General features: G+C 44.8%; 15 protein-coding genes. 6 read left to right on the top strand and 9 right to left on the bottom strand.

Annotated features, from left to right (window positions below; genetic code table 11):
- The first annotated feature begins 37 nt into the window (after positions 1-37).
- The 4 genes from R7P80_RS11050 to R7P80_RS11035 all read left to right on the top strand — a co-directional run bounded on the left by R7P80_RS11050 (position 38) and on the right by R7P80_RS11035 (position 5,035).
- A complete protein-coding gene (locus tag R7P80_RS11050; RefSeq protein WP_225491616.1) occupies positions 38-928 on the top strand; it encodes a LysR family transcriptional regulator in 891 nt (296 codons plus the stop codon).
- A gap of 280 nt (positions 929-1,208) precedes the next feature.
- Positions 1,209-2,474, top strand: a complete 1,266-nt coding sequence (locus tag R7P80_RS11045) for a DUF1835 domain-containing protein (protein ID WP_064376875.1) — start codon at positions 1,209-1,211, stop codon at positions 2,472-2,474.
- A gap of 389 nt (positions 2,475-2,863) precedes the next feature.
- Positions 2,864-4,168, top strand: coding sequence for a dicarboxylate/amino acid:cation symporter (locus R7P80_RS11040; RefSeq protein WP_054576578.1), 1,305 nt, complete (start codon positions 2,864-2,866; stop codon positions 4,166-4,168).
- 402 nt (positions 4,169-4,570) lie between these two features.
- Positions 4,571-5,035, top strand: coding sequence for a DUF6795 domain-containing protein (locus R7P80_RS11035; protein ID WP_225491615.1), 465 nt, complete (start codon positions 4,571-4,573; stop codon positions 5,033-5,035).
- Between the two features lie 133 nt (positions 5,036-5,168).
- On the opposite strand, the gene R7P80_RS11030 is transcribed toward R7P80_RS11035, so the two are convergent.
- The 5 genes from R7P80_RS11030 to R7P80_RS11010 form a co-directional block, all read right to left on the bottom strand.
- On the bottom strand, positions 5,169-5,612 hold the full coding sequence (locus tag R7P80_RS11030) for a DUF6795 domain-containing protein (RefSeq protein WP_104980194.1): 444 nt from the start codon (positions 5,610-5,612) through the stop codon (positions 5,169-5,171).
- Between the two features lie 170 nt (positions 5,613-5,782).
- On the bottom strand, positions 5,783-6,157 hold the full coding sequence (locus tag R7P80_RS11025; RefSeq protein WP_065275513.1) for a YkvA family protein: 375 nt from the start codon (positions 6,155-6,157) through the stop codon (positions 5,783-5,785).
- A 237-nt stretch (positions 6,158-6,394) separates the two neighbouring features.
- Entirely contained in the window at positions 6,395-7,519 is a 1,125-nt protein-coding gene (locus R7P80_RS11020) for a M20 family metallopeptidase (RefSeq protein ID WP_182038092.1), read from the bottom strand.
- 9 nt (positions 7,520-7,528) lie between these two features.
- The gene (locus R7P80_RS11015) at positions 7,529-7,996 is read right to left on the bottom strand and encodes a YjiG family protein (RefSeq protein WP_005374849.1); all 468 of its coding nucleotides are present in this window, start codon (positions 7,994-7,996) and stop codon (positions 7,529-7,531) included.
- Positions 7,996-8,733, bottom strand: a complete 738-nt coding sequence (locus R7P80_RS11010; protein ID WP_225491614.1) for a nucleoside recognition domain-containing protein — start codon at positions 8,731-8,733, stop codon at positions 7,996-7,998. Before R7P80_RS11010 ends, R7P80_RS11015 begins: the two co-directional genes overlap by 1 nt.
- A gap of 448 nt (positions 8,734-9,181) precedes the next feature.
- Here R7P80_RS11010 and R7P80_RS11005 point away from each other — a divergent pair, with 448 nt between their 5' ends.
- Together R7P80_RS11005 and R7P80_RS11000 are read left to right on the top strand one after the other, a co-directional pair.
- Complete coding sequence (locus R7P80_RS11005; protein WP_049872671.1) at positions 9,182-9,469, top strand: hypothetical protein; 288 nt, start codon at positions 9,182-9,184, stop codon at positions 9,467-9,469.
- A 96-nt stretch (positions 9,470-9,565) separates the two neighbouring features.
- On the top strand, positions 9,566-10,282 hold the full coding sequence (locus R7P80_RS11000; RefSeq protein WP_025768635.1) for a DsbA family protein: 717 nt from the start codon (positions 9,566-9,568) through the stop codon (positions 10,280-10,282).
- Between the two features lie 69 nt (positions 10,283-10,351).
- On the opposite strand, the gene R7P80_RS10995 is transcribed toward R7P80_RS11000, so the two are convergent.
- From R7P80_RS10995 to malQ, 4 genes are all read right to left on the bottom strand, one after another.
- Positions 10,352-12,412 carry an alpha-amylase gene (locus tag R7P80_RS10995; RefSeq protein WP_161440635.1) on the bottom strand — a complete coding sequence of 687 codons (2,061 nt, stop codon included), beginning with the start codon at positions 12,410-12,412 and terminating at the stop codon, positions 10,352-10,354.
- 180 nt (positions 12,413-12,592) lie between these two features.
- Complete coding sequence (gene mtgA / locus R7P80_RS10990) at positions 12,593-13,267, bottom strand: monofunctional biosynthetic peptidoglycan transglycosylase (RefSeq protein ID WP_054865800.1); 675 nt, start codon at positions 13,265-13,267, stop codon at positions 12,593-12,595.
- Positions 13,268-13,403: 136 nt separating this feature from the next.
- The gene (gene glgB / locus R7P80_RS10985) at positions 13,404-15,647 is read right to left on the bottom strand and encodes a 1,4-alpha-glucan branching protein GlgB (RefSeq protein ID WP_225491643.1); all 2,244 of its coding nucleotides are present in this window, start codon (positions 15,645-15,647) and stop codon (positions 13,404-13,406) included.
- Positions 15,648-15,879: 232 nt separating this feature from the next.
- Positions 15,880-18,060, bottom strand: coding sequence for a 4-alpha-glucanotransferase (malQ, locus tag R7P80_RS10980; RefSeq protein ID WP_225491613.1), 2,181 nt, complete (start codon positions 18,058-18,060; stop codon positions 15,880-15,882).
- Between the last annotated feature and the right edge of the window lie 77 nt (positions 18,061-18,137).

Below are 18,137 nucleotides of genomic sequence, written 5' to 3'. Positions count from 1 at the left end.
TCATAATTTTGCCATTAGCTGTCTAAAAAATTGACTGATGAGACTAAAAACGACCTTAGAACAATGGCAAACGCTACAAGCGATTGATCAAGAAGGCAGTATTCAATCCGCAGCTTTACTGCTCAACAAGAGCCATACCACATTGATCTATTCGGTGAGGAAGTTAGAAGACCAACTTGGTATTCAACTTATCGAAGTACGAGGGCGCAAAGCGGGTTTGACAGAGCACGGCAAAACCATACTGCGTCGTGCACAATCCATGCTTGAACAAGCGCGGGAACTGGAAGTCATCAGCGAGCAGTTAAAAAGTGGGGTGGAATCTCAAATCACGGTCGCAGTAGATCATCTTTGTGACCCTTGTTGGCTTTATGCACCACTCAGTCAATTTTTGGAGGACAACAACACGACCTCCGTTCAAGTGGTTGAAACGTCACTGAGCAAAACAACCGAAATGGTCGTAAATGAGCTCGCTGACATAGCAATCATCAACTTACCGATAACCAACTACCCTGCCGAAGCATTTGGCGTAACAACCATGCTGCCTGTAATCGCAGCACACCATCCACTCGCTAAAAAGCCGCATGTTTCCATCGACGATTTTGCAACCACCAGCCAAATTGTCATCCGTGACTTAGGTGATTCAGACAAAACGAAAAGAGATGTGGGTTGGTTACGCGCACGTCAGCGTATTACCGTCGATAACTTCGACCACGCTTTTCACGCCGTAGAGCAAGGCGCTGGACTTTGTCGGCTACCAGCGCACTTAGTCGCAGTCCGCAAGAGCGATAAAATTAAAGTATTGGAGATCGAACACTCCCATCAATATCAAGTTGCGCTGCACCTCACTTTACCCAAAGGAGCCAAAAGTGGTCCTGCGACTCAAGCGCTTTATCGTACTTTACTCAAAAGTGTAGAAACTCGAATCTAGCAACAGTGGTATTGAGTTGAATCGCTAGTGTTATCGCCTATTGATTCTCCCTAAATATAGAGAAACGGCCATTTTGTGACGCTACACTCTCACAAAAGGTTGCACGAAGGATAGCGACCACCTACTATCACTCTGCTCATGCCTAAAGCACCCAACACTCGCGGAAAGAACTCGGTTCACGGCAATATCCTCACCTGCTTGGTTTAGCAGGCACAATCTGTTTTTACCTTCTTTTTAGCTTCTATATAGGCGAGTGTGGAAGAGATAAGAAAGGTGAAATATGAACTCTACAAATAGCTTCTCGATCAATATCAATCAGCAAAAATCCATTGCTAAAAAAAGGCTCAAAGCTATCCGCCTATACGATGACGCCACGTTGGAGTTAGTTAAGCGATTTCACTCCAAACCAGAATCTTTGGCTCCCAATACAATTCAATTGGCTGACGTTCAACATGCACTCGCAAGAGAACTGGGCTTATCCAGTTGGAGTAAACTAAAAGCTCATGTCGAAGAGCTAGAAGCGCACAAACTAGCCATCAAAGAACAAAAACCGCCCCTAGATGCAAAAGTAAAAACGCTACACGTTCGTTGTGGCCACGACATTCAACAACAACTTAAAGCCAGCGGATTTGAAGGGACATTTTTAGCCCTGATCGATCCGCTTTGTATTGGCCCCATACCAGCAACACCACAGAACTTCCTTGCCATTCGTGCCCAATATGTCGTAGAGACTCTGCTGCCTGTGATGAAGCGTGAAGACTCGGTTCAAGATATAGTCACATTGGAACAATCAAACCTCGATCTGTTGCAAAGTGATGTATTTGAACGAATCGTCTTTTGGGTCGAACATGACAGCTATGATCAATTGATTCTAATTCGTGCTCTAACACAGTTAGAGAATGTAGAGAATAAAGTGATAGAGATCATTGAGTTGAATCAGTTCCCGGGCACTGAGCGATTCATCGGCTTTGGGCAGTTGCCTGAAGAAGCTATTCGTTCTTGTTGGCGATACCGTAAACCTGTGACAGCAAAATTATTCAGTCAGGCTAAACGGTGTTGGCACGCTATTACATCACCGACACCTATTTCCATAGTTAATTTGATTCAGCAGCATAACCTGGATTGCTTGCCCAATATACTCGACGTGCTTAAACGCCATTTGCAAGAGTTACCTAATTCACAAACTGGATTGAGCTTGACACAACACCTCGCACTAAAGGTTTTGAACTCGCAAAATCGTTCAATTCCCATCAAAGATTGGTTTGAGCAATATCAACAACTAGAACCTCTTCCTTACCTAGGAGACGTGATGTTTTACGCGTTACTCCTCCCTCTAGCACAGTGTCAAACACCTTTGATCACGATTGAGTCACGTGAAAGGCACTGGTGGGAACAAAGCGTCCGTATCACTGAGGCTGGCAAGCAGTGTTTGGAGGGTTTAATACGAGCGAAACAATGCTATTGGGTTGGAGGGATTAAAAATACCAGTCAAAGTTATTGGAGCTGGGATCACCTCCAACTAACTACACTTGCCAACCATCATTGAGTTGACAAATATGAAAGCATAAAAGGTTCGTTGGCTCTGATGAACACTCAATACTAAAGTATCGCTAAAGAAGCGACCGCTAGTCTGAATACAACTTAAATAGTTATGCAGAAATGCATCCACTCAAAGAGAGTATGCACTCTATCTCTTATTAAAATTTATTGTAAATCCTCTTTGTTATCGGTTGTATATTCGATAAAAGTGTTAAAATACAAACTTTTCATCCGGCCAATTCGTTAATATTTGGTTAAAATCCCATTTTTATTAGTGATAAAGTTCACATCTATTAACCATTTAGAGGATTATTCTTTCGTATTTTCTCACTCCGCTGCTAATCTGCTCGCCGCTTTGAAGTGAACTCAAGGTGCATAACTATAAGGAGTGTTCTCATGAATACCAAGAAACCGATGTCGCTTACCAGCCGCGTAATTTTAGGTATGGTTGCGGGTATCTTGACAGGATTTGCAATTCGCACACTTTTTGCCGACAACGGATTTGTCGACGCATACATTGTTAATGGATTATTCGAAGTTGGTGGACAGATCTTCGTTGCCAGCTTAAAAATGCTTGTTGTACCGCTAGTATTTGTTTCGTTAGTTTGTGGTACTAGCTCTCTCAAAGACCTCTCTACACTGGGTCGCATGGGCGGTAAAACCCTCGCTTTCTACGTTACGACAACGGCTATCGCGATTACGCTTGCTCTAACTATGGGTACTCTATTCCAGCCAGGGGCAGGGGCAGATCTAACGGCAGCAAGTTCATTCAAATCAGCCGAAGCGCCATCTTTAGGTCAGGTGATCATCGATATGTTCCCGACCAACCCAATCAGCGCAATGGCAGAAGGTAAAACTCTGCAAGTTATCGTGTTCGCCGTGCTATTCGGTATCGCGATCAGTGCAGCGGGTAAACCAGGCGAACGCATCGCAGCATTCTTCTCTGATCTGAATGAAGTGATCATGAAGCTGGTCGCGATTTTGATGAACTTGGCGCCTTATGGGGTGTTCTTCTTAATGGCGAAGCTATTCACTGGTCTTGGTCTGGGCGCGATCGTCAATCTGGCAGAGTACTTCTTAGTACTGGCTGGTACGCTTGTCCTACACGGTCTAGTTACTTACAGCTTAATGTTAAAAGGTTTCACAGGTCTAAACCCAATTACGTTCCTACGCAAGATGGAAGACGCGATCATGTTTGCTTTTTCTACAGCATCATCGAACGCGACGATTCCAGTGACAATGGAAACAGCAAAGCACCGCATGGGTGTTGAGAACCGTGTATCATCGTTCACTGTACCACTTGGTGCAACCGTGAACATGGACGGTACGGCGATCATGCAAGGCGTAGCAACTGCGTTTATTGCTCAAGCTTTCAATATTGATTTAACTATGGGCGATTACCTAATGGTTATCATGACGGCAACTCTGGCGTCTATCGGTACCGCAGGTGTTCCTGGTGTGGGTCTAGTAATGTTGGCAATGGTATTGAACCAAGTAGGCCTGCCTCTAGAGGGTATTGCACTTATCATGGGTGTTGACCGTCTTCTTGATATGATTCGTACCGCGGTAAATATCACTGGTGATAGTGCTGTGACCGTCATCGTTGCGAAATCAGAAGGTGCATTGGATGAAGCTCGCTTCAACGACCCAATGGCAGGCGTAGCCGAAGAAGAAGTGCACCTGAAACGCGCGGAAGCTTAAACCCTTCCAAGTTAAATTATCCTGTCTAAGCAAAAACCACCTTACTCTAAGGTGGTTTTTTATTTCCAATTAACCCGAAGTCAAAAAGGTTTAGATAAATTTCTCGTCCCCCGAGGTTGTTTCAATTACTAATCGGTAAGTAGTTAGATTCTATATTAGTTCATCTAGAGGGTTAAGATAACTCGCCTATGTTTATCACTTTGAAAATGATATAAGGAACATTTTCATCATATAGAGATACAAATTCCATTATCAAATTAAAGTTCAAAACCAAATCGCGATAGATAGTAGTCTGATAATTAAGTTGGTACTAAGATACATACATCATAATTTCATGTTTAAAAATAGTCTTTTTTATTCATTTTCTCATTTCCAATACTTGCATTAGGTTTCAACGAAAGTATGTTCGATTTTTTTAAGAAATTTAAATATACATTAAGCCCAGAGGTAAAAGGTACTTTAGTTCTTGATCAAAGACCTCTAGAAAATGTAACGGTTTACTTAGAAGCTAATTTTTTAAAAAATAATTACAAAAGGAGTTCAAGTACTAATGAGTTAGGTGAATTTCACTTTAAACCAGTCATACATGCTCAAAGGTTCAAAGAATCAGCTTTGAATCAAACATATTCATATATCGGAATATATACCTATATAAATGAAGAAAAGAAATATATTTGGGAGTCTCAGTTAAACTACGTTTCACCACCTATATTTATAGAGGACAACTTAAGTAATCTTTACTGTGAGCTTGAAGATACCGAGTTTCGATACTTTTTCAAGAATATCAATCTAGAAAATGCTGGAGATCTAATGGTTATTAGCAACTGCAATTTAAATGGATTTTTATATAAAAGACATTTTTCATAGAGTTTATGATTGTGATGATTATTAAACTCAAAGTTCTTTAAAAGAAAAAGCTATACCTGCACGCCTCAATCAAGTTTAAACATATCAATCAAAGTGCTAATTCGCAGAATATTTCTCTAAAGTAATTCACTACTTAACTTTCGTATACTCCTGATTCTACATAACCAGTTAGTTTGCACTGACTGTACACATAAGTATCATCTTCACCATTTCCAAAATAAGAAAAAGCGAAGTAGTAAACTTCATTGGTTACTTCACAATTCAAATTTCCCATATTTTCTCTAGCAAACTCATAAGTCTCATAACCATCAATTGAAGACTCCCATATCGTCACCTCTTCTCCATTTGCTAGATGAGTCTTCAGGAAAACGAGCACGTATTTCTGATCTAAGTTCAATAAGTCTTGAGACTCATGCTCTTCAAATACAGGGAAGGCAAACGATCCGTTAGCATCAGTAATAGTTTGAAACTCATGAATGGTTCCACGCACACCGACTCGGAGGACCACTAATTGAGATGACAACGGTTTTCCGTTCAAAGTTAGCATACCAATAATATCTGGCGTATACCTGTACATGAAAGGTTTCTCTTAGATAAAAACTTGAATCTGAAAGTACCCTTTCAAATCGAGCAAATCTACTACGGAAAAACGTATTGTGACGAGCTCGTGTGCTTTGAGTAAATGTTAAAAATAACAATTTCTTGTTTGCGCTAAACCAAACATAGAACATGTTTGATGGGCCATACCTACTCCACCATCGAATTCAGTTTTTCTCTGGCTTGTGCTTCGTGTTCTTTAGTGATGGCATTACCGACTGAGTTCGCGGCTAAGGTAAGTGCTGCCATGTCATCGGTAAAACCGACGCCAGCGAGTACGTCTGGCACCATATCTGTTGGTAGGACGAAGTAAGCCAACGCGCCACCTAAGATAGCCTTGTGGCGAACAGAAGTGTTGGAATCTGCCATCGCGAGCCATGATTTTATGCCCATTACGGCAATTTCTTCACCCGCTTTCTTAACCGACCCTTTCATTTTACGCCAAAAGGTTTTCTCATCTGGCGCTTGCATCGTTTGGTCTAAGACGTCATCGGACGCCGAATTTACAGACATGCTTGTGGTCATCGTGCCTCCTAAATTTATGACTGTGGCAAAGATATTAAGAAGATGAACCTGAACGTAGGATTAATAGCGAGTAATGATAATGAAGAAAGGAAACAAAATGGCTAGATAAATAAATCCCCAAACCGAAGTCCGGGGATTATTGCCTTGAAATCAAAAGTCTTGGAAATCAAAAGTTTTGGAAACCAAATGGTTTTGAAACCAACAGCTTTGGGAACCAAGCTTTAGAAGCAAAATGCCTTATTGAGCAATCTTCTCCAGTACACGCATCAGCATTTTGATACGTGGTTCGATAGACTCAAGCAACAAGTACTCTTGATCGCTGTGGAAGCCCGCACCGATAGGTCCTAGACCATCCAAAGTTGGAACACCAAGAATCGCCGTGTTGTTTGCATCAGAGCCACCACCTACTTCTTTCCAGTTGATGTCGATAGCCAGTTCACTTGCGGCTTCTTCAACTAGCATCATCAGGCTTTCTGTTTGTGGGCTTGGCACCATAGAAGGCTTATAAGCTTCACGAACCAACTCAATTCTCACGCCATCAACGAATGGTGTTTCCAGCATGCCATTTAGCTTGCTATCGACATCATCGTATTCTTCGTTGCTCCAGAAACGCACATCCACGATCGCTTCCGCGTGCTCAGGGACGATGTTCGCACCGTTGCCGCCAGAAACAATGCCGACGTTCAGCGTAGTACCAGAGTCAAAGTTGGTCATTGCATTGACAGCCAGAATCCAATTTGCCATCTCAGTGATTGCGCTGCGACCGTTTTCTGGCTCGTTACCTGCGTGAGCAGCAACGCCATTAAAGGTCATTTTGTAGCGAGCCATGCCTTTACGCGCTTTCACTAAACCACCGTCTGCACGTGCTGCTTCTGCAACCAGTACATTCTTAGCGTTTTTCGCAACTGATTGAATCCAATCCACAGAATCCAGAGAGCCTGTCTCTTCATCTGGGTTCATGCAGATAGCGATAGATAACTTATCCAACACAGCTTGGTCTAGATTACGCATCGCGTACACGATGTTCAGCAAACCAGATTTCATGTCAGACACACCTGGACCGTACGCTTTCTCTGCATCTTGAAACATTGGACGAAGCTCAGCGGTACCCACAGGGAACACCGTATCCATGTGACCAATTAGCATCACATCGATTTGCTCAGCTTCCGGCTTATTTCGAACTTCAAGACCAACACCGGCTCTGCCACAGTCGATGCGTTTTACGCTCCAACCTGACATCGCTTGGTACTTCTCTTCAAATTGAGAAGCGATGAACTCGATACCATCAGTAGTATAAGTGCCACAATCCACATTGATTAGCGGACGTAGCTCTTCTAGATATTCATTTAGAGAGAATTGCATGACTCACTCCTAGACAAACAGATTCATCACTAGCATTGCGCCAAATGCGTTCAATACTGAGATTGCAATCATAACTGGGATGTAACGACCTTCAGTACCAATTGGACCCATGATACGACCCATGTACTGAACTTGAGAGCCCATTAGGTAGATAGCTGGCGCTAGAATCGCAATGTGCGTACCGTTCAGGATGCCTTGGTCAAATAGCGTAATCACTACGCCCACCGCGCCGCCCATCGACATCCAAGCACCGATCAATACCGCTGCTGCTTCACCCGGAAGACCAAACACCGCCATGATTGGAGAGAACACAGTGCCCATCAGATCTAGCGCGCCAGTGATTTGCAGCGCTTTGATGATAACGAACGCCATCAATACGTTAGGAACCGTAGAGGTAGTCGCAATTACCCAACCTTTCTTAGCACCTTCGACGAAGATATCCGTCACCATTGGTTTTTTCGCTTTAACGTCACCCATTATGCCGTCTCCTCTTTTAGGTTCTCTGATTTGTTTTGGTCTTGTTTGTCTTCTTTACCTTCCGTCATGTTCAGGTAAATACGGAACAGGTTTGCACCGATGATCTTGAATGCGAACATCACCACAACCGCTAAACCAATAGAAGACGTGACCGCTAGAGAGCCGTCAGCCATCGTCAATGTGAACAGCACAGCACCTGATGAGAAGAAGTTCACGATGGTCGCACCTGCAGTAAACTGGAACATGGTAAATACGTCCGTTTCACGCTTAGTTAGGTGACCTTCATCTTTTAGCTGACGCGTCATCGCCGCGCCCGCGTCGGTACTTTGTAGAGAAGCAATTAAAGCCAGACCAGAGTTACCAGGGATGCCCATTAGAGGACGTAGAAGAGGAGTAAGAAGCTTACGAGCTGCTTCAAGTGCACCGTAGTGCTCAAGTACGTTGATCATACCTAAGGCGAACATAACAGTTGGAATCAAAGTAAGTGCGAAAATGAAACCGTCGCGAGCACCGCTACCACCAGTACCGCGAAGCGACGTTGTTGCAACTTGCACACCGTCAGCCGTTTCGGTGACACCATACGTCACCTTGCCGAAAGAGCCATTGAGCGTTGTAAAATCGAATACACCGTACCATTCGCTAGATTGCATCAGGCCAGAAAAGAACACGACCGCAAACGCCAGAGCAACGTAGCACCCCAGTGTAACTTTACGCTCAGTTTGAACAGGAATTTTCATAACATTACCTACACATGTGGAACTTAACACATATGTTCACCTGAATAATGTGCTAGAGAGATGATCAAAATCAATCCGCCTGCCGAACATTATCGCGACTCAGTTATGAAGTTTTGTTTTATGATTCCAATCACAATTGAAAGATAATAAAAATTTGTGCTAACAATTAGGTATATTAATCTATGTCGATAGCTCACGACTTCTTCATCAACTCAACAAATTATTCTGACGAATATTGCTTTCTACAACATTCATGACGTACTTCATACTTTGGCATTGAGGCAATATCGATTAACTCGAAAGTAACATTCAGCCACGAAATTTAGGTTAGGATGGCCCGGTCATATGTAAACGGCATAAACCAGAATTAACAGGACTATACGACCCATTGTTACGCTCACAATATAAAATAGCCAAATGGACACTCGCCCTCGTGCTTTGGGTGGTGATGATATGCTTAAGCCAAAATTCTGGTTTCTCGAAAAGCTGCCCGAAGGCTCACCAAATACAGAGTCAGCAAGATGAGAGTGTGAATTTATCACCATCTTGCGACCTTTCAGAAAAGCTGGTTCAAGCGTACCAACATCAGTTTGATCATATTCTTATTCCATTTTTTCTGTTTGCTTTGATTGTGGCGCTGCCGATGACAACCACAGCAATTCGTTATCTGGAATACACAGAACCGATACCGGAAAAGTATCGGGTTCACCTAAAACTTTGCGTGTTTAGAGAATAAAGCCAGCAAGGCGAGAGACCTTTCTGCCTGACTTTTGTACATATTTTATTCACTTCACATAACAAACAACGAAATTTAAAAGTTTTAGGAAATATTATGACATTCACTCGTACACTTTTGGCGTTAACGATGGCTATCGTATCTGCCGTATCTTTCGCATCAGAAAAGACCGCAGAACAAAAGCTAGAGGAAGTTACTCAGATACTAAAAGAAAACCCTCAAATTCTTGATTCATTGCACCAAAACCTTCAAGAGTACATTGCGTATCAACAGTCATTTGGCGACACCTTGAAGGAGGTTCGTCAATATCTAAGTGATGGCAAACATTCCTCTTTTGGTGCTGAAAACCCTGAGTTAACCATTATTAACGTAACAGACTACAGCTGCCCTTTTTGTAAACGTTTAGAAGGAGAGCTGGTCAAAGTTGGTAAGGAATATCCGCAGGTAAAAGTGCTTAACCTCAATGTCTCTTTTAAAGAACAATACGAGAAAAACGGCTACAACTCGGCAAGTTACGCATTAAATGTTTGGCAAAACCAGCGAGATAAGTACGAACAAGTGCATGAGTTATTGGTGAAAAAACCGGGCGCACATGACGCACGTTCCTTAAATCAAATCGCGAAAAAAACGGGGACAGAAGCGCAGCTTGTCGACGACAAAGAGACCAAGGCGTTGCTTGATAAAAACTATCAGTATTTCACGCAACTTGGTTTACGCGGCACGCCTGCGTTGATCATTAATGATCAAGTCATTCCTGGCTATGTGCCGTTTGACGAGCTAGAAAAAGTCATCGACCAAGAACTGGCGAACTAAAACAACAAAGCCCTTCCCTGATAACTCAAGGAAGGGCTTTTTCTATCTAGGCTTAAAACGAAGTTCTAACTACTTTTCGCGACCCACAAACGCCACAATGACTTTGTCATTGCCAAGCGAGCGAGAGAACACGTACGCGCCTTCTTGTTCAATCACGTGATGCTGACCCGCACCAATCGCTGGGTGCGCTTTACGGAACTGACCAAGAGTTTGCCAGTGTTTGAGCAGCGCTTGCTTCTCATCAGATAGCTTCCATACCATGTCAGAACGAGTGCCTTGGTGGAAATCGTCCGCGTAAGGACCAATGTTACGACCAACTTCATCACCATAGTAAACCTGAACAGCACCAGGGCTCAGAAGCAGTGCATTCGCGGCGTTACGCTGCATGCCGTAATCTTTGAAGCGAGAGAAGAACAGCTCGGTATCGTGAGAAGACATGTAGCTCACTGGGTTGAAGTCTTTTTCATTGGCGATAGTATCTGCGTAACTTTGGTAGGTGTCTGCCATTTGGCTGAAACACGCCGCGCCTTTGTCTAACTTCTTCTGCATGTCGAAGTTAATCAACGCATCAAAGCCATCGTCAAAGTAAGGACTGCGATATGCGGTATGTCCCCATACTTCACCCATCATCCAGAATGGCTGACCTGACTTACCATTCTCTTTGCGCCACTGCTCAAGACTGCTTGAAGCCTCTTCTTTCAAGCGTTTCCACACATCGCCTTCAACGTGCTTCACCGTATCGACACGGTAACCATCAATGCCAAAGCGTTTCACCCAATCAGTTTGCCACTCAATTAGGTAGTCCGAGACGGTGTAATTGTCGCGCGCCTCTACGCGAGTACCAGGGTTATCCAATAGCCACTGCGCTGGCTTCACAGCTTTGTCTGATTCAGTGATAAAGTCAGGCAAACCCGCCAATGACATGGTGATATCACTGCTGCCCGGAGCTGGGTATCCCGGTAGACCTGTTCTTATCCAGTCACCGCCCCACCATTTCGCCCAGTTTGGACTCTGGTAATCAATATTCTGGTGGTAGCTATGCCAATTTTCACCCGCTTTTGGTTGCCAATCCCCCCACTTCTTAGGTAGTTCAGCGTTTGGTTTTAACACCTCAATACCATCAAATTGCAAATCGGCTAACGTTGAGTAACCGGTGTGGTTGATTACTGCGTCCATCAATACTTTAAGGCCACGTTTGTGTGCCTCTTCCACCAGCTTTTTCAGGTCATCTTCGTTACCGAAGTTCTCATCAATCTTGGTGAAATCACGCGTCCAGTAACCGTGGTAAGCGTAAAATGGGAATGAGCCGCTATCGCCGCCGCCAACAAAACCATGCACTTGCTCAACGATTGGCGACAGCCAAATCGCATCTGTACCTAGGCTCTTTATGTAATCTAGCTTTTCGATCACACCTTTTAGGTCACCACCGTGAAAGGTACCAATCTCTTCTTTACCGTCTTTCTTGCGACCATAGCTGTTGTCATTGCTCGTATCAGCATTATTGAAACGGTCGACCATCACGAAGTAAATGTTGGCATTGCGGTAATCAAACGGCACTGCTTCTTTGGTTTTCTTCACTGGCTCTAGTAGCACCAAACCGCCTGAATCTTTGCTTGGTGTCAGCGATACTTGCTGATCTTTTACTTCGACCATCTGACCAGAATAGGCATCACGCAACTTGGTGCCATCGGGGAAACTGTCACCCAGCGCGATGGTGACTTCGCCGCCTTGGTAAACCTCACATTGCACTTGTGGGATTGGGCGTTTAAATTCTGTCTTGGCAGCTTTCTTAGGCTCTCGCTTGAAGCGTAGAGTTTTGGCTTCCGCATCAAAAGCAAAAGAGTAATCGCCAGTAAAACGGATTTTTAAAGGCAGTTCTGTTGGCTTTCCACAGTTCAGCGCGATAGGTTTGTTGAATTTGACCTTCTGACCATCAGGCGCGACACAGTCGCCTTCAACACCCGTGATTTTGAGCGTGTATCCGTCTTTGGTTAAGGGCACAACCAAAGGTTGCTCTGCACTTAAAGGAAAGTCACGGCTGTTGGTCGTGGTAGAAATGGTGATGTTTGGCTCGGCGATGGCACTTGCCGATGCAAGCAATAAGGTCGTCGTAATCAGATTCAGTTTCATCGTTCAGTCCATTGGTTGCGCATAGGCGCAGTATTCGTGTTGTAGTTTTATTCACACTAATAGTAAATGGATGAAAAACTGAGCACATCATTCTGAAAAGCTACGCCCTAAAGCTTGTGACGCTTCACATTTTGCTTTTATGGGGGCGTAGTTCTACTTATGAGCAGGGTAAAAAGGAGTTTAAAGCTGAACGCTACCAAGGTTACGCATTTGTCTCATCGCCCAATTGACGCGGCTGATGGTGTAAGAAGTCTGAGGGTAAACTTTGATGCGATACGGATTTGGCAGCACCACCGCAAGCCTTGCTGCTTGGCGTGTTGAAAGTTGTTTAGCAGGAATACCAAAGTAGTTTTGCGCAGCGGCTTCCGCGCCATAAATACCTGGACCAAACTCCACCACATTCAAATACACTTCAAGAATGCGTTTTTTACTCCACATTGCTTCCATCAGCAGAGCAAAATAAAGCTCATACGCTTTGCGCACATAAGAGTGTGAAGGAAACAGAAACACGTTCTTTGCAGTTTGCTGAGTAATCGTGCTCGCACCGCGAGAAGGACCGTTCTCGCCAGACTCTGAGATCACTTTAAACAAGGAATCAAAATCCACTCCGTAATGGGTCGGGAACTTTTGATCTTCTGTCGCAATCACAGCCAATTGAATGTGTTTAGAAATATCACTCAAAGGCACCCATTCATTTTGACTCTCTTCAGGAAATCCTTCAGGAGGAGAAATCATGCGGCTGATCTTCCATCCCCAAATTGGTGGATCGATGTATTTCACTATGCCAACGAGCATCACTGGTAAAAGCAAAAGCACCAATAAGATATTGAACAGAAGGGATTTAATCTTTCTCAAAGTCCGACCTAGCCTGATTTAATAAAACAATATGATGCAAGTATAGAGTATGCAGTCTGTTTATCGTTAGTGAAAACTTGGTCAAAAAAAGCCCGATTTACAATGTAAAACGGGCTTAGAATTTGATTAGACAAAATTATTTGTGCAGCTTGTAGAACACGGTTGAAAGTGGAGGCAAACGAAGCTCAAGTGATTGAGGCAGTGATTCACTTTCAACTTTTTCCGTTTTCACACTGGTCAGCACTTTAAAATCGCTGCCGCCGTATTTGCTGTCGTCTGTATTCAGTAGCAGTTCGTATTGACCTGCATTTGGAACGCCTAAACGAAAGCGCTCGTGTGGTACGGGCGTAAAGTTGGTGATGATCAGAATACGCTCACCTTCTTTACTAATACGCTCGTGCGCTAGGATGCTCGCATCCGCTTCGTCTTGTAGACGCCACTCAAAACCAGCAGGAACACAATCTTGATCGTGCATCGCCGCTTCATTTCGGTACAAGTGGTTCAAATCGCGCATCAGCTTTTGAACGCCTTGATGACGTTCGTATTCCAGCAAGAACCATTGCAACTGATCATCGTGGTTCCACTCCGCCGTTTGGCCGATTTCCGCGCCCATGAAGTTCAGCTTTTTGCCCGGTTGACCATACATATAACCGTAGTATGCACGTAGGTTTGCGGTTTGCTGCCATTCATCGCCCGGCATCTTGTTATGGATAGAGCCTTTTCCGTACACCACCTCGTCGTGAGAGAGAGACAAGACGTAGTTTTCGCTGTGCGCATAAACCAGCGGGAAGGTGATGGTATTGTGGTGGTATTTGCGGTGAACAGGATCTTCTTTGATGTATGAAAGACTGTCGTGCATCCACCCCATATTCCACTTGAAGCCAAAGCCTAAACCACCCATAAAGGTTGGCGCAGACACACCCGGAAACGCCGTTGACTCTTCCGCAATCGTCATCGCATTCGGGAAGTGCTTGTACACTTCTTCGTTCATCCGTTTTAAGGTTGCGATTGCGTCGTAGTTTTCGTTGCCACCATCAACGTTCGGGACCCACTGATCGTGGCTACGTGAATAATCGAGATAGAGCATCGACGCAACAGCATCGACACGAATGCCATCAATATGGAATTGTTCAAACCAGTACAGCGCATTCGAGACAAGGAAGCGACGTACATGTTCACGGCCTAAATCGTAAATGTAGGAGTTCCAATCTTGGTGCCAACCGCGACGAGGATCTGGATCATGGAACAGAGGCGTACCATCAAAGTTAGCTAAACCATGATCATCCGATGGGAAATGCGCAGGAACCCAATCCAGCACTACACCGATACCAGCTTGGTGACACGCATCCACGAAGAATTTGAAATCATCAGGTGAGCCAAAACGGCTAGTTGGTGCAAACAAGCCAACAGGTTGATAGCCCCATGAACCATAGAATGGATGCTCAGACACAGGCATCAGCTCAACGTGGGTGTAGCCCATATCCACAAGGTATGGCACCAACTGCTCCGCGAGTTCGCGGTAGTTCAGGAAATCACCGTTCTCGTCGCGCTTCCATGATCCAGCATGTAGCTCGTAAAACGATAACGCTTCATCACACTTTTGTGTCACTGCACGGTTTTGCCATTTCGCATCTTGCCATTGGTAACGCTTGTGATCGTAGGTAATGGATGCGAACGATGGGTATTGCTCAGAGTAGAAACCCCAAGGGTCTTGTTTGTGTGGCAACCCTTCCCCATTTGGCCCTTTGAGCTCAAATTTGTATTGTACCCCCTCTTCCAAACCAGGAATGAATAGGCCCCAGATACCGTAGTCTAAGCGTTGCATTGGATGACGACGGCCATCCCATTGGTTGAAGCAACCCACAAGGCTAACAGCAGATGCATGTGGTGCATAAACAAGGAAACGCACACCAGAGATGTTTTCACCGCCACGCTCTAGCGTGACAAAGTGCGCGCCCATGTAGTGATACATGTCTTTTGGCGTATGCAGATGCTCGTACTCTTGGTAGATATTGTGGTACTGGTACGGGTCATCAATAATTTGTTCAACACCATTCCAATCGACCGCTAAACGGTAGTGGGTCAGGTGTAAATCGCGTTGTTCTTTTAAGATGAAACCGCTGTCGCCATCACGCTCAAGCGCCACGCGAGGTTCACCATTAACAAGCAGTTCAACCTTGTTTGCGCCCGGCATCCAAACTCTCAGCGAAGCTTCGTCGTCAATGAATGGACCCAGCGCCGCAAATGGATCTGAGTAAGCCGCCTCAGCAAGCAGTTCGTATGCGCGTTCGTGTTGTTTCTTTATTTTCTTGGTTTTGGTGGTTTTCAAATCTTTCTCCCTAGAGCCAACATCCTTTTCAAGACCAGAGATCTGAATCAAACATCGGTTTCTCCACAGCCAACGTTGTGAACTCACAAAAAGACTCCGCTTCTCACGTTCGTTGCGTAAACGGCGTCAAAATACAAAAATGCCCGCTATTGTCGCGGGCATAATAACGGTACTTCATCCTAACGGATTGTGTTTTAGGAATGAGTGACCTAGACGGAACTTTCGTACCTCTGAGCTAACAAAATTAGTAATCCGCTCATTCATCTACGTCACTCTACGCATCTTATTTGCTCGCCTGTGCGCGAACTTCTGTAAGGCGTTTAGAAATGCGATTCACGTCTTCACGACTGAAGATTTCATCTAGGTTCATCGACAGCTTACGACGCCAGTTTGGATACTCATCAACCGTGCCAGGAATGTTGACCGGTTGATCCATTTCTAACCAGTCTTCAAGCTGAACGCTAAGCAGTGCAGAATCACCCGCAGCAACGTGCAATTGAAGCGCTTCGCTTAGGTATGAATCCATTGGTACGAACTGAGCATCATGACCAATGCCTTCTGGCAGATAGCCATGCCAGCGAACGCTGTCTAGAATACCTTGTTTGCACTTCAAGCGGTCAGCGAATAGGCCTTCCAACTGCTGTTCATCAGGGTACAAACCAATCTCACGCCCCATCTTCAAGTCATCACAGTGCCAGAAACCGCGTAGTGTTGGCATATCGTGCGTACACAGCGCAGCCATAGACTGCTCAGCGTAGTGCTTCGGAGAAATAAAACCGCCGTCGTCTTTTGATGTTTCGAAGAAGAAGACTTTGTACGAATGCACACCCGCATCACGAAGGATATCAACGATTTCATCAGGTACAGTACCCAAGTCTTCACCGATTACAGAACACTGATGACGGTGAGATTCCAACGCTAGGATTGCTAGCATGTCTTCAACTGGGTAGTACAGGTATGCGCCTTCTGTCGCTTTCTCGCCTTTTGGAATCCACCAAAGGCGAAGCAGGCCAAGTACGTGGTCGATACGCAATGCACCACAATGCTTCATGTTAGCACGTAGCAATTTGATGTAAGCGTCGTAGCCAGTCGCTTCTAAAACCTGAGGGTTAAGCGGAGGCAGACCCCAGTTTTGGCCTAGTGGACCAAGTACATCTGGTGGTGCACCGATGCTTGCATCCAATACTAGCGCGCCTTCATCAGCCCATGTTTCACTACCAGAATCAGCAACACCAACCGCAAGGTCACGGTATAAACCCACAGCCATGCCTTTTTCTTCGGCTAGCGCTTGCGCTTCTTTGATTTGATCGTCTGCGATCCATTGCAGGTACATGTACAAGTGAACACGATCTTGGTTGTCCTTAATGTACTTCTGAGTACCAGCTGCGTCGAATGTGCGGTATTTCTCAGGGAATACAGGCCAACCCCACATGTTTGCATCTTCTGCATGTAAATCAGCATGAAGTGCATCGAATGCAGCTTGGTGTAGCAAGCTGTCGCCGCCTTTTTCAACAAAGTCCAAGAAGGCACGAGCGCGATCGGTGTTCTTGTCTAAATGGCGAGCTTTAAACTCACTGAATAGCAGCGGAAGAACGCTCATTTTTAGTTGCGAAACTTCGGTGTAATTCACCCAATGAGAGTCTCGCGCTTTTTGTAAACGTTGTTGGAACTCTGCACTACCGACACGTTGTTGTGCTTCTGCACTTAGCGCGAACTCAGGTACAGAGCTTACGTCGATGTACATGATGTTCAACCAACGACGAGAAGACGGGCTGTATGGGCTTGCCCCTTCTGGATTCGCAGGGAACAGCGAGTGAATAGGGTTCAAGCCAATGAAGTCACCGCCACGAGAGGCAATATCACTCACCAGTTGTTTTAGGTCACCAAAATCACCGATGCCCCAGTTATGCTGAGTACGCAGTGTGTAAAGCTGGATACTAGGACCCCATAGCTTTTTGTGTTGGTTTAGATCGTCTTGTTTGAAACACGCTTTCGGCGTAATGATCAATGACATCTCGTAAGGTGTTTTACGACGCTTACGACTGATGATCAGTTTGTGATAACCCCAAGCCAAGTTCTTTGGCAATGCAAACACTAGAGGGCCACCCTCAGCACGCTCATCACGAACAATTTGGGACTGAAGATAGCCTTCAAGTACCTCTCCTTGTTCTGTTTCTAAACGCCAGCTGAATTCACTCTCACGAGCACTCGTACCTAGGTTTAGTTCCACTTCGACTGGTTCGCCGTCGCGTAAAACAAGAACAGGGGCTAGTACGTCTTTTTTATGTCTTTTTTCAGCAGAAGCCAGTAGTTTTTCATCACTGCTAGTATCGTAGCCAAGCGAAGCGAGCAAGCGGCGTAGCGTCTCCTCAGACACTTTAGCCTCATCTCCCCAAGCACTGACATAGCTATCAGCCAATCTCGCCATTTCCGCGACTTTCTTTAATGCTGTTTGTTCTTTCATCGCTTTCTCCGAAGGTAATACCAACACCTTCCATGTAGGGTTTTATTGTTATCAATAACTTCTTTTGGAAAATGACC

This window comes from Vibrio sp. 2092 (assembly GCF_033339635.1).
GTDB classification, from domain to species: Bacteria; Pseudomonadota; Gammaproteobacteria; order Enterobacterales; family Vibrionaceae; genus Vibrio; species Vibrio alginolyticus.
This window is presented reverse-complemented; position numbering and strand designations above follow the sequence as displayed.